General features: G+C 66.5%; 10 protein-coding genes and 1 tRNA gene. 9 read left to right on the top strand and 2 right to left on the bottom strand.

The features are described 5' to 3' along the window. Positions 1 to 49 precede the first annotated feature (49 nt). Entirely contained in the window at positions 50 to 676 is a 627-nt protein-coding gene (locus AC5RT3_RS06785) for a TetR/AcrR family transcriptional regulator (protein WP_494123816.1), read from the bottom strand. A gap of 134 nt (positions 677 to 810) precedes the next feature. On the opposite strand from AC5RT3_RS06785, the gene AC5RT3_RS06780 reads away from it, so the two are divergent. The 9 genes from AC5RT3_RS06780 (at position 811) to sufU (ending at position 12,805) form a co-directional block, all read left to right on the top strand. Next, positions 811 to 882: transfer RNA gene (locus AC5RT3_RS06780), tRNA-Gln, on the top strand. Between the two features lie 101 nt (positions 883 to 983). Continuing rightward, positions 984 to 2,462 carry a bifunctional UDP-N-acetylglucosamine diphosphorylase/glucosamine-1-phosphate N-acetyltransferase GlmU gene (glmU, locus tag AC5RT3_RS06775; protein ID WP_494051452.1) on the top strand — a complete coding sequence of 493 codons (1,479 nt, stop codon included), beginning with the start codon at positions 984 to 986 and terminating at the stop codon, positions 2,460 to 2,462. A 2-nt stretch (positions 2,463 to 2,464) separates the two neighbouring features. Continuing rightward, entirely contained in the window at positions 2,465 to 3,445 is a 981-nt protein-coding gene (locus AC5RT3_RS06770) for a ribose-phosphate diphosphokinase (protein ID WP_009356261.1), read from the top strand. Positions 3,446 to 3,703: 258 nt separating this feature from the next. Beyond that, entirely contained in the window at positions 3,704 to 4,321 is a 618-nt protein-coding gene (locus AC5RT3_RS06765) for a 50S ribosomal protein L25/general stress protein Ctc (protein ID WP_494051453.1), read from the top strand. Between the two features lie 111 nt (positions 4,322 to 4,432). Continuing rightward, positions 4,433 to 5,023, top strand: a complete 591-nt coding sequence (pth, locus tag AC5RT3_RS06760; protein WP_494010586.1) for an aminoacyl-tRNA hydrolase — start codon at positions 4,433 to 4,435, stop codon at positions 5,021 to 5,023. A 121-nt stretch (positions 5,024 to 5,144) separates the two neighbouring features. After that, positions 5,145 to 7,877 carry a helix-turn-helix transcriptional regulator gene (locus AC5RT3_RS06755; protein ID WP_494051454.1) on the top strand — a complete coding sequence of 911 codons (2,733 nt, stop codon included), beginning with the start codon at positions 5,145 to 5,147 and terminating at the stop codon, positions 7,875 to 7,877. A 106-nt stretch (positions 7,878 to 7,983) separates the two neighbouring features. Continuing rightward, complete coding sequence (locus AC5RT3_RS06750; RefSeq protein WP_494123815.1) at positions 7,984 to 10,521, top strand: LuxR C-terminal-related transcriptional regulator; 2,538 nt, start codon at positions 7,984 to 7,986, stop codon at positions 10,519 to 10,521. A gap of 486 nt (positions 10,522 to 11,007) precedes the next feature. Next, positions 11,008 to 12,333 carry a SufS family cysteine desulfurase gene (locus AC5RT3_RS06745; RefSeq protein ID WP_494051456.1) on the top strand — a complete coding sequence of 442 codons (1,326 nt, stop codon included), beginning with the start codon at positions 11,008 to 11,010 and terminating at the stop codon, positions 12,331 to 12,333. A 22-nt stretch (positions 12,334 to 12,355) separates the two neighbouring features. Next, positions 12,356 to 12,805, top strand: a complete 450-nt coding sequence (gene sufU / locus AC5RT3_RS06740) for a Fe-S cluster assembly sulfur transfer protein SufU (protein WP_494051457.1) — start codon at positions 12,356 to 12,358, stop codon at positions 12,803 to 12,805. A gap of 61 nt (positions 12,806 to 12,866) precedes the next feature. Here the strand turns inward: sufU and AC5RT3_RS06735 are convergent, their stop codons facing one another. Then, positions 12,867 to 13,088, bottom strand: a complete 222-nt coding sequence (locus AC5RT3_RS06735) for an SCO4848 family membrane protein (protein WP_494051458.1) — start codon at positions 13,086 to 13,088, stop codon at positions 12,867 to 12,869.

Here is a 13,088-nt window from a genome sequence, read left to right as displayed (position 1 = left end):
AGCGACGGCGAAGGGGCCACTGCGCCGTGGACGGAACTACGGCGGGGCACTATCCCTCGGATCGGAGCTCCGGATCCTTCTTTAGCCCGGTGAGCCCGTTCCAGGCGAGGTTGACCAGGTGTGCTGCGACGGTGTGCTTGTCGGGCTGGCGGCTATCCTGCCACCACTGGCCGGTCATCGCCACCATGCCCACGAGCATCTGGGCGTACATGGCGCCGTCTTCGCCGCTGAAGCCGCGGCGGGAAAACTCGTCGGAGAGGATGTGCTCCACCCGGGCGGTAACGTGCGAGAGCAGGGTGGAGAAGGCGCCTTCCGGCTGGGAGGGCGGGGCGTCGCGCATCAGGATCCGGAAGCCCTCCGTGCGGTCTTCGATATAGGTCAGCAGCGCCAGCGCGGCGCGTTCCACGAGGACCCGCGGCTTTGCCTCCTCGGCCAGGGCGGCGCTGATGGCATCCAGGAGGATGTGAAACTCGCAGTCCACCACTTCGGTGTAGAGCCCCTCTTTCGAACCGAAGTGTTCATAGATGACCGGCTTGGACACGCCTGCGCAGGCGGCGATCTCCTCGATGGTGGTCCCGTCCAGGCCGCGGGCGGCAAAGAGGCCGCGTCCGACGCCGATCAGCTGGCTCCGGCGCTGGAGTGCGGTCATTCGCGTCCGCGGGGGGTTGTTGCTCACATTTCCATCATGCCCTACGGCCCTGGCCCGGCTTTCCGGGGCTCCGGGGCGGGCACGGCGGGCCCGTGTCGCGCGGCGCCCCGAACCCGTGGCAAAATAGGGACTTGTGCCCGGGCCTTGCGCCTGGGGCATGGTCCGCTCTGGTGTAACGGCAGCACCCCGGCCTTTGGAGCCGTGGAGTATAGGTTCGAATCCTATGGGCGGAACTGCTGTGCGAGGAGTTCAGTAGCATGACACCCGGTTCCGTGCCGACAGGCCGCCCGGACACCGCAAACGCCAGCGTAACCCAGGCAAGGAGAGCCCGTACGTGATCCCCGAGAAAACCGGCCCGGCCGCCGTCATCGTTCTGGCAGCAGGCGCCGGTACGCGGATGAAGTCACGTACCCCCAAAATCCTCCACGAAATCGGTGGCCGGTCCATGGTGGGGCATGCGCTGCTGGCGGCCCGCAGCATCAACCCGCAGCAGCTCGCCATCGTGGTTCGCCACGAACGTGACCTGGTGGCGGAGCACGTCGCCCAGCTGGATCCTTCGGCCCTGATCGTCGACCAGGACGACATCCCCGGCACGGGCCGCGCCGTCGAAGTGGCACTCCAGGCCCTTGACGCGGAGCAGCAGCTCACTGGCACCGTGGTAGTGACTTACGGCGACGTCCCGCTGCTGTCCGGCGGGCTCCTGGCCGAACTCGTTGCCACCCATGAGAGTGAAGCCAACGCCGTGACCGTCCTGACCGCGGTGTTGGACGACGCCACCGGCTACGGGCGGATCCTGCGCGGTGAGGACGGCACGGTCATCGGGATCAGGGAGCACAAGGACTCCAGCGAGGCTGAGCAGCTCATCCGCGAGGTCAACTCGGGCATCTACGCCTTTGACGCCGCGGTGCTGCGGAAAGCCCTGGGCAAGGTCACCACCGAGAACGCGCAGGGGGAGAAGTACCTCACCGACGTCCTCGCACTGGCGCGGGAGGCAGGGGGCCGCGTGGCCGCCGTCGTCACCGCGGACCGCTGGCAGGTGGAAGGCGCCAATGACCGCGTCCAGCTCGCGGCGCTCGGTGCGGAACTGAACCGGCGCACCGTGGAAGCCTGGATGCGTGCCGGCGTCACCGTCGTTGACCCCTCCACCACCTGGATCGACGCATCCGTCACGCTCGACGAGGACGTCCGGCTCCTGCCGAACATCCAGCTGCATGGAGCCACCACCGTGGCCCGGGACGCCGTCGTCGGCCCGGACACCACGCTGACGGACGTTACCGTCGGCGAAGGCGCCAAGGTGGTCCGCACCCATGGTTCCGGCGCCGTGATCGGTGCGGGCGCCGCCGTCGGGCCCTTCACGTACCTCCGCCCGGGCACGGTCCTGGGCGAAAGCGGCAAGATCGGCGCGTTCTACGAAACCAAGAACGTAACCATTGGCCGCGGCTCCAAGCTGTCCCACCTCGGCTACGCCGGCGACGCCGAAATCGGCGAGGACACCAACATCGGCTGCGGGAACATCACCGCCAATTACGACGGCGAAAAGAAGCACCGGACGGTCATCGGCTCCGGTGTGCGGACAGGTTCCAATACAGTCTTTGTTGCCCCGGTCACCGTGGGGGACGGTGCCTACAGCGGCGCCGGTGCGGTTATCCGCAAAGACGTACCCGCAGGTGCCCTTGCCTTGAGCATCGCTGCCCAGCGCAACACCGAAGGCTGGGTTCCGGCACACAGGCCCGGAACCCGTTCGGCCGAACTGGCCCAGGCGGCCACCAAAGACTCCTCAAGTACCCCGGCATCTACAGAAGAGGGCAAGTAACAATGAGCGAAATTACGGCGCACGGCGAGAAGAAGCTGGTGCTCGCCACCGGGCGGGCACACCCGGAGCTTGCCCGGGAAATCGCCAAGGAGCTTGGAACCGACCTCCTCCCGGTGGACGCCTACGATTTCGCCAACGGTGAGATCTACGTCCGCGCGGGCGAAAGCGTCCGCGGCACTGACGCCTTCGTCATCCAGGCGCACCCGGCCCCGCTGAACAACCACCTGATGGAACAGCTGATCATGATCGATTCGCTGAAGCGTGCCTCCGCCAAGCGGATCACGGTGGTGTCGCCCTTCTATCCGTACTCCCGGCAGGACAAGAAGGGCCGCGGCCGCGAGCCCATCTCCGCCCGCCTGGTGGCCGACATGTACAAGACCGCCGGCGCCGACCGCATCATGAGCGTTGACCTGCACACCGCCCAGATCCAAGGCTTCTTCGACGGTCCGGTGGACCACCTGATGGCCATCCCGCTGCTCGCCGACTACATCCGCACCCGGGTGGACGCTGACAACATCACGGTCGTTTCGCCGGACACCGGACGCGTCCGGGTGGCGGAGCAGTGGGCCGAGCGCCTGGGCGGCGCGCCCCTCGCGTTCGTGCACAAGAGCCGCGACCTGACCGTTCCCAACCAGGCCGTGTCCAAGACCGTTGTGGGCCAGATCGAGGGACGCACCTGCGTCCTTATCGACGACATGATCGACACCGGCGGAACCATCTCCGGCGCCGTCCAGGTGCTGAAGAACGCCGGCGCCAAGGACGTTATCATCGCCGCCACGCACGCTGTCTTCTCCGAGCCGGCCGCCCAGCGGCTTTCCGATTCCGGCGCCCGCGAAGTGGTGGTCACCAATACGCTTCCGCTCTCGGCGTCCCAGCGGTTCCCGCAGTTGACCGTGCTGTCCATCGCACCGCTGATTGCGCGCGCAGTCCGCGAAGTGTTCGACGACGGTTCCGTCACCAGCCTGTTCGACGGCAACGCCTAAAGCCCTTTGCCGCGGCGGTCCCGGTTTAAGGAAACCGGCCCGCCGCTGGTAGGCTTATCCCCGATACCTTGGCGAGGGAGAGCAGCCGGTTGGGTGTATGCCTGACAACGGCCTGCAGTCTCCGTTATCGACTGGGTCTGATCTGCCCTTCCAATGAAGGGCGCCTTCTTGAAGGGCCGGCTTCCGGCCGCCCGGCGTTGAAGGTCGCACCAGACCTCCGCCCTTGCTGAACACCGTTTAGTCTTCAAGGAGATATCCATGTCTGAGCAGAAGCTCGCAGCAGAACTGCGCACCGAATTCGGCAAGGGCTACGCCCGCCGCGCCCGGATGGCCAACCTGATCCCCGCCGTCATCTACGGCCACGGCGCAGAGCCCCTCCACATCACCCTGCCCGCCAAGGCCACCACCCTGGCCGTCCGCACCCCGAACGCCCTGCTGTCCCTGGACGTCAACGGCGAAGGCCACCTGGCCCTGGTCAAGGACATCCAGCGCGACCCGATCAAGCAGATCATCGAGCACATCGACCTCCTGACCGTCCGCCAGGGCGAGAAGGTCACCGTGGACGTTCCGGTCCACGTCACCGGCGAAACCGCCCCGGGCACGGTCCACAACCTCGAACTGACCGTGGTGTCCCTCGAGGCCGAGGCGACCCACCTGCCCGACGCCGTCGAGGTCTCCATCGAAGGCCGCGGCGCTGGCGAGCACATCCACGCTTCCGATCTGGTCCTGCCCAAGGGTTCCGCCCTGCTGACCGACGCCGAGGCGCTCGTCGTGAACATCTCTGAGGCCGTGGCAACCGAGGAAGAGACCGCCACCGAAGGCGGCGAGGCTGTTTCCGGCGAAGCTTCCGAAGCCGCCGAAGCAGCAGCCGAGTAATCACCCGGCATGCCCTTGCCAGTGGCCGGATCCCTGTGGGGTCCGGCCACTGCCATGTCCACCGCCGCTGGCCTGCGGCTTGTCCCAATTAGCCCACCCTAGGATTGACCCATGACTGACACCTGGCTGATCGTCGGCCTCGGAAACCCCGGAGTCCAGTACCAAGGCAACAGGCACAACGTCGGCCAGATGGTGCTCGATGAACTGGCAGGCCGGATCGGTGCCGGGTTCAAGACGCACAAGGCGCGAGCCCAGGTGCTGGAGGGGCGGCTGGGGATTGGCGGACCCCGGGTTGTCCTGGCAAAACCGCTGACCTACATGAATGTTTCCGGCGGCCCGGTGTCGGCGCTGGCCAATTTCTACGGCGTCACGCCTGACCACGTGGTGGCCGTCCACGACGAAATCGACATCCCTTTTAATACGGTAAAGCTCAAGATCGGCGGCGGCGAAGGCGGACACAACGGGCTGCGCGACATCTCGAAAGCGCTGGCCACGAAGGATTACCTGAGGGTCCGCGTGGGAGTGGGGCGGCCTCCCGGCAGGATGGACACCGCCGACTACGTGTTGCGGGACTTCGGCTCCGCCGAACTCAAGGAACTGCCGTTCCTGCTCGATGAAGCGGCGGATGCCGTGGAGGCGTTGCTGCGCGAGGGGCTTACGGCAGCGCAGCAGAAGTTCCATCCCGCGAAGACCGGGCAGTAGCAACTTAGAAACTTAAACCCGTTTCAACCTGTTTCCCTGTGGGTGCCACAGGGTACTCTTCTTGCTATGCGGGGGAGCAATGGGGCTACAACCCGCTATCGGGGATGTAGGGGATAAGTTCATGTCAATCGAGCCACTCAGCTGGGGACGTGGGTCAACACCTCACGACGCAGTGCACACCCATGCCCCAGTAACGCCGGAACAGCAATGGTCCGCGCCTGCCCGGAGCGCCAATCTCGAAACCATCCACACGGCTCTGACCAGCGAAAACTCCCTGGGAGCCGTCATCACCGGCAGTCGGGGTGTGGGTAAGTCCTCCCTCGCCCGCGCGGCAGTGGCCGACCTTGGCCCGGACGTCTGGTCATTGCAGCTCCGCAATGGCCCCGCCGGATCCGCCACCCCCTACGGGTGTCTGTCCTTCCTGCTGGCGCGGCTCCCGCAGGCCTACATGGGGTCGCCCACAGCCATCCTCCGCGGCATCACGTCACTGATCCGCAGCGACGCCGCAGGCAGGCCCTGCATCATCACGCTCGACACCGCCGGCAGCATCGACGATATGAGCGCCGGAGTGCTGTTGAACGTGCTCCTGACCGGTACCGCCAAAATCATCGCTGTGGCACCCGGCATCAGCGACCTTCCGGCCGACTTCCACTGGCTGCTCACGGACCACCGGCTGACGGAGGTGCGGCTCAGCAACCTCAACGAGCTGCAAACCCGCCAGGTCCTGCTGTCCCTGCTGGGCCACCGGGTGTCTGCCTCCCTGGTCAACACCTACCACCGTATGGTGGGCGGCAACCCGCTCCTGCTCAAGGCCCTGGTCACGGAGCAGCAGCTGTCCGGAAACCTGGTCCTGTCCGATTCCGTCTGGACCCTGCGCGACAAGGTGGTGCTCGACGGCGCCGCCAGCCTCGATGACATCGTAAGGTCCCGCTGGTCACGGGAAACCCCGGAAACCCGGGAAGTCATTGAGATGCTCTCTTGCGCACGGCGGGTGGAACTGTCCCGCCTGACCTCCATCTACAGTGCCGACGTGGTGGCCGACATGGAAGACGGCGGCCTACTCGAGATTGACGACTCCGACCACCGCTGGGTGTCGCTGCGCGAAAAGTACATTGGCGACGTCGTGCGGACCTGGTTGAGCATCGCCCGGCGCCGGGAACTGCGCAGCGTCCTGATTGGCGGCGAGGAACCCGATCCCGCAGGCATGACGGTCGATGAGCTGATGGCCTTCGCGGCCTGGACGCACGAGTGCGAGGCTGAGCTGAGTCCAGCCTTCGCCCTCGCGGCCGCGGAAGCAGCGGTCCAGCTGTTCGATCCCAAGTTTGCCCTCACGTACGCTGACATGCTGAAGCGGACGGACCCCCAGTGGGTAGCGGCCCAGCGGCAGAAAGCTGCCGCATACCTCCAGCTGGATATGCCGGTACAGGCCTTGTCAGCGCTGGACGAGATGACCCGGCCGGAAATCGATGCACTGGACGACGTCGAGGAATACGCCCATCTGGTGGCGGCCAAGGCCCAGGTGATGATGCGGCTTCCGGACCAGGCAGGAAAGGTGCCCACCCTCCTCGCGGAGGCACGGGAACGGCTGGCGCCTGCCGGAAACGGTGCATTCTGGCCTGAACCGGGCGCGGCGGCGCTAAACCGCGTTGCCCTGACGGAGTTCGAATACCGGGCGTTCGTGGGCGACTACGCGGCGTTGATTCCCGAACTTGAGTCCGCCGCGGACCAGGCAACGAATCCCGACGCCGAATACCGCATGAATGCCGCCATCATCCTGATGACGGCCCTGGCATTGACCGGGCGGGAGATGGATGCCCTGAGCCTGATGCGGCAGCTCGGCGGGCAGATCAGCGATGCCTCCCATGTTGTGGGCCTGCGCGAGCGGTATAACCGGGAGGCCTACCTGGTGCTGCTGATGGCAGGGCAGTGGCGGCGGTGCATCGATCTTCTGGGCACGCAAAACGCCGAGGAACCATCCCGGCTGCCGTACGGCAGCGCCGCAGCCGAACTGGCCGCCGGAATCGCCTACGTCTATTCCGGCCGTGGCGCGGCCGCCCTCGATCCCCTGATGTCCGCGGCCGCGCAGCTGGAACTGCAGCCTGTGCAGACTGCGCTCCGGTTCGCATACTCGGCCACAGCCCTGGCCCATGCGCAGATCGGCAACGTGGTCCAGGCCAGGAAGTACCTCGCCAAGCTGCAACGGGTCTCGGGCGTATCCGGTTTCGCCACCGACAGCCTTATCGATTTCTGTGCCCTGGTGACGGGGCGCTGGCTGAACGACCCCGACGCCGTCAGCAAGCTCAAGCAATCGGCCCGCCGGAACATGGATGCAGGGCGGTACACGGTTGCAGGGGTGGAGCTCCTTGCGGCTACCGTGAACGGGAGCGACGCCGACTTCCGGCTTCTGGAGGAGATCGCAGACCACCGGCAGGGACCGCTGGCAGAGGTGTCGCGGCTGATAGCGCTGGGCAGTCGCACCAAGGACGCCAAGGTACTCCTCGCCGGCGGAGAGCTCGCCGCCACCTTGGAACTGGACGCCGTCGAGGCCCGGTGCATGGCCCTCGCCGTGGACTTCGCACGGCAGGACGGCGACTCGATGTCCGCCCGGACCGCCCAGGCCCGCCTGGACATCCTGGCCGCCACAGTGACCAACCTGCCGATCGTACCCAGCAGCGGCAGCCCGCTGCTCACCAGCAGGGAGCGCCAGATCGCGCGACTGGCCGGCCGGGGTGCGTCGAACCGCGACATCGCCCTGGAGATGGGCGTGTCAGTCCGGACTGTTGAGGGGCACCTCTACCAGGTGTTCACGAAGCTCGGCGTAACTTCCAGGGGTGATCTGACTGGACTCGTCTAATGGACATAAGCCCGGCGCGGCGCAGCGGGCACTTACCGGCCGCCGCGAGCCGCTGGACAGGATCTGCAACATTGTCCGGAACCGCACCAGCCAGGCCGTCTTCGTCATGGCCGGTCCAGGCATCGGCAAGTCCTCGCTCACAGAGACGGTCGCAGAGCGGTTCAGGGGGGAGCTGAACATCCTGCAGATCCATGGCAGCTCGGCGCTGGCAGCGGTGCCATTTGGTGTGCTGACCCCCTATACGACTGACCTGACCGCAGAGGAGTCGGTTTCGCCCGTATCGGTCCTGCGGTCCATGTGGACGTATTTCGAGAAGCTGCAAGCCGGAAACGGCAATGCTGTCCTGCTGCTGGTGGACGATGCCCACCAGCTGGATGAGGCCTCTGCGGGCGTGCTGGCGGACCTGATTTCTGCCGGCTGGGCGACAGTGGTGGCAGCGGCCAGGCCGCGGCCCGGACTCCCGCAGCCGCTGGACCAGTTATGGTACGACGGCCTTGCGGAGCGCGTGGACCTGCGGCCCCTGAACCGGGAACAGATCGAGGAGGTCCTGGAGCACCTCCTCGCGGGAACAGTTCCTGCGGCCACCATTGACGCGGCCTGGAAAGCATCCGGCGGCAATCCCCGCCTCCTGGATGCACTGCTGCACGATGCCGCCGAAGCAGGGATCCTCTCCAAGCGGAACGGCATCTGGGTCCTGCTGGGCGCCCTGCCCTCTGATGGTGCCCGGCTGACGGCGGTGGTGGCCAAGGACCACCTCCGGCGGCGGCCCGAAGAACAGGAAGCACTCAAACTTATCGCCCTCGCCGGACCCGTTGGCAGGAAGGTCATTGAGGATATCTGCGGGGCACCGGTGGTCCGTGCCCTGCTGGACCAGCAGATGGTGGTGGAATCGTCCGGTGTCCCGGCTGAACTTTCCCTGTGGAACAGCCTTTTCGCCGAGGCCATCAGGAACACCATCTCCGTGTCGCGCAGCCTGCAGCTGCAGGAAAAAATCCGAGCCCACCAGGACGGCACCGTACTCCGTGGCGAAGGCCGGCTGCGGTCTGTGGAATGGGCTTTGGAATGCGGACTGCGCGTGCCTGACGCCGACATGCTCGAATCCGCCATCGAGGCGTTGTCCCGGTACCGCAACCCCAGCGCGCGATCCATCGCGGCCAGGGTGCATGCCCCGGACCTCGTGCCGCTGGCGCAGGCGGTCCAGGCCCGAGCCCTGTACAACGAGGGGTCCTACGCTGATGCGGCCGCCCTGCTCGACCAATGCTGGCTCCAGCTCACCGACCATCCCCAGGGCCCGGCGGTCCTGCTGCTGCGGATATCGGCACACCAGGCGGCGGGGCACCAGCTGACCGCCGTCGCGGAGGACGTGCGGGAACAAACGGGCTCACCGGGGGAGGGGACCGGGACCTGGCAGGAGGATCTTCTCCGGTTGCTGAAGGCAGGGTCGGAGGTGGATTATCGTGCGCTGGCAGCGGCCGTGGAAACCGTCAGGGACCGTCCGTTGGGTGGCGGCCACCAGCCCGTGGCGGCCGTTGGTGAAGCGCTGCTGGCACATGCGCTTACGGCCGCCGGCCGCCCTGCCGAGGGCCTGGATGCCGCACTCCTGGCCGCATCCGAACTGCCGCCCCTGGACGGCAGCCTGTTTTTCTTTCCCGAATTCGTGCTGGGCCGCCTGGTGGTCAACTACTTGACCATGGGCGAATGGGAATCAGCGGAACGCGAGCTGAACAGCTACGCCGCCCACCACGACGCCGGTGCGGCAACCTTCGACGGCAGCCTGCAGTTGCTCAGGGGCTACTCGCTGCTGCGTCAGGGCCGGATGGAGCGTGCGTACCAGTTGCTGCTGCCGGCCGTGGAGGCACTGAGGCTCAATGACCCGCTCCACCTGTTCCGCTTTGGGTCTTCCCTTGGTTTCTACGTCGCGGCGCGGCTGGGGGATGCGGCCCAGGCCAAGCGCCTGGAACAGGACTATAAGGATGCTGTTACGGGTGGGCCGCAGCATGACCTCCTGGCCGGCGCATATGCCGCCGCGGCCGGCGAATACCTGGCCCACGACGGCAAGGGCCTCGCCTCGCTGCATACCATGATGACTGCCGCGGAAGCAGCCGGGCGGACGGGCCACCTGCTGGAGCTTCTGGCCGTGTGCTGGGATTTGGGGGATCCTTCGGTAATCCCCATGGTGAAGGACACTGCAGGTGCCGTGCAGGGACGCTGGGCTGCTGCCATGCTGACCCTGGCCACCGGCTGGGAAGCTGCCGACGGCGATGCCCTGATGGCAACCGCCACATCGCTGGAGGAGTCCGGCTTCGTCAACCTTGCCCGCGAGGCGTACGCCCGTGCCAGCACAGTACTGGAGCAGTCCGGGGAACGCCGCCGGTCCCGGCAGGCGGTGGCCCAGCGGGAGAAGTGCGACCACGAACTGGGAGAACGGTTCCGCGAAGGACGCTTTATCGCCGCAGCCCCCGCGGTGCACCTGACCCGCCGGGAACAGGACATCGTGGAGCTTGCGGTCCAGGGCCTCACCGACCGTGAGATAGCCCAGCGCCTCATGGTTTCGGTCCGGACCGTGGAAGGACACCTGTACCGTACCTACGTCAAGCTGGGTGTGCGGAGCAGGGACGAACTGGAGTCCGCGCTGCCCAAGTAGGCATTGCTACCTGCTTTTCTCCGTGCAGCCTGTACCGCGACGCCGTCACTCGGGACACCCTCTGCCGTCCGGCAGGTGCTCCCACAAGTTCCTCCGATGCAGGACACGAAGCCCTCCCGGGGGCTTGCTGGCCGGCACGGCTGCCCAAGTAGTTCCTTGCCGCGGAAAACGAGTACACCCTACTCGTGTGCAGAGGGCTACTGCACGATTTACTTAAGGAGGCAAAGGAGCGGCGGGAGGGAAGCCGCAGAGATTGCCTGCAGGACATCAAAGCCTCTATCGACTTCCGGCCCCCAGGGGCCGGGCCGAGACGGGGCCGGCGGCGTCAGAGTCTTCTGAGACCGAGACTCTCCCCCCAGCCGTCGCCGGCCCTCCGCTCCGCGGGCGAAGCCCGGAGCGGCTGTGGCGGCTGCCCCCGTGGGCGGCCGCCACAGCCGTGCTGTGGGACAATTGAGTGTCATCCGTTGGCATCTCAAGGAGATCGTTTTGGCCGTAGTAGCAACGCCAGCCACGCTGGAGCAGGCCCTGCCGGTGATGGATAACGCCGAAGTGATGCGCATCCGGAACGACTTTCCGGTCCTCCACCAGCTCGTCAACGGACGCCCCCTGGTCTACCTGGATTCGGGAGCCACCTCGCAGAACCCCGTGAGCGTCATGGAAGCCGAGCAGGAGTTCTATGAGCAGCGGAACGCCGCGGTCCACCGGGGCGCCCACCATCTTGCTGTGGAGGCCACAGAGGCCTTTGAAGACGCCCGGCAGACCGTGGCCGACTTTGTTGGTGCCGACTACTCCGAGACCATTTGGACGTCCAACGCCACCGAGGGCCTCAACCTCATCTCCTACGCGCTGTCCAACGCCGGGCTCTGGGCTTCGCAGGGCCGGGGCGATGCCGGACTGAAGGATCTCGCGCTGGTTCCCGGGGACGAGATCGTGGTCACCGAGATGGAGCACCACGCAAACCTCATACCGTGGCAGGAACTGGCTTTCCGTACCGGCGCCACGCTCCGCTACATCCCCATCGATGATGCCGGCAGCCTCAGGATGGACCAGGCTGCGGAGATCATCGGCAGCCGGACCACGGTGCTTGCCTTCACCCACGCCTCCAACGTCCTGGGGACCATCAACCCGGTCCGCGAACTCGTTGCACTTGCCCGGGCAGCCGGCGCACTGGTGGTCCTGGACGCGTGCCAGTCGGCACCCCACCTTCCGCTGAAGGTCAAGGACCTGGACGTGGACTTCGCCGTCTTCTCCGGGCACAAGATGCTGGCCCCCACGGGCATCGGCGTCCTCTACGGCAAGCAGGAACTGCTGGACATCCTGCCGCCCTTCCTCACTGGCGGTTCGATGATCACCACCGTGACCATGGAGCGGGCAGAGTACCTGCCTGCGCCCCAGCGTTTTGAGGCCGGTACGCAGCGGATCTCCCAGGCGGTGGCCCTGGCCGCCGCCGCCAACTACCTCACAGAAACCGGGCTGGACCGGATCCACCGCTGGGAGGCCGAACTCGGTGCACGGATGGTGGCAGGCCTGGAATCGCTCCCCGGGATCAGGGTCCTGGGGCCCGAAGCCGGGAAGGAGCGGATCGGACTGGCCGCGTTCGACGTCGAGGGCGTTCACGCTCACGATGTAGGGCAGTTCCTGGATTCGCGCGGAATCGCGGTGCGCGTTGGCCACCACTGTGCCCAGCCGTTGCACCGCAGGCTGGGCCTGACGGCCACCACCCGGGCAAGCACCTACCTGTACAACACCACGGACGACGTGGACCAGTTCCTGGATGCCGTGTCCGGCGTGCGGGCCTACTTCGGCGCCTAGCCCGAGGATAGAAGGTAAACCCATGAGTCTTGACCAGCTGTACCAGCAGATCATCCTCGACCACTCCAAGGCGCGGCACGGCAGCGGCCTGGCCGCGACCGAGGCCCCGGCGGGGGCATCCACCGGCCAATCCCACCAGCTCAACCCGGTCTGCGGGGATGAAGTGACGCTGCGCCTGGCCGTGGAGGATGGACGGATCGCCCAGGTTTCCTGGGACGGCGCCGGCTGCTCAATTTCGATGGCTTCGGCGTCGGTGCTCACTGAACTGGCCGAGGGCATGACCGTGGCGGAACTGCATGAAGTCATCGACAGCTTCCGGGAGGTTTTGCGCTCTCGTGGGAAGGTCCATGCGGATCCGGAACTGTTGGGGGACGCCGCCGCGTTCGAGGGTGTGGCCCGCTATGCAGCCCGCGTGAAATGCGCGATGATCTCCTGGGTGGCCGCCGAGGATGCCCTCAACCAGGCAGCCTGACCTACCGTAAACGCGAAAAGGCTCTCCTCCCGCCGGGAGGAGAGCCTTTTGGCATGCAGGGTCAGCCGAACAGTGCCATGATGCCGATGAGTGCCGTTGCGGCACCGAGCACCATGGAGACGCTCACCAGCACCACGTGGACGGTGAGGAACTTGGTGGCCTTGCCGGCCGCGTCCCGGGCCCGGGGATCCTTCATGACCCGCCGCAGGAACTGCGGCCAGACCACCAGGGACCAGACGCCGGCCACAATCAGGACCAGGGCCGCGAAAACGGGCAGTTCCAC

It is taken from the genome of Arthrobacter sp. Y3221159, assembly GCF_059089885.1.
Note: the sequence above shows the minus strand (reverse complement) of the source record. Positions and strands in the feature narration are given on the sequence as shown.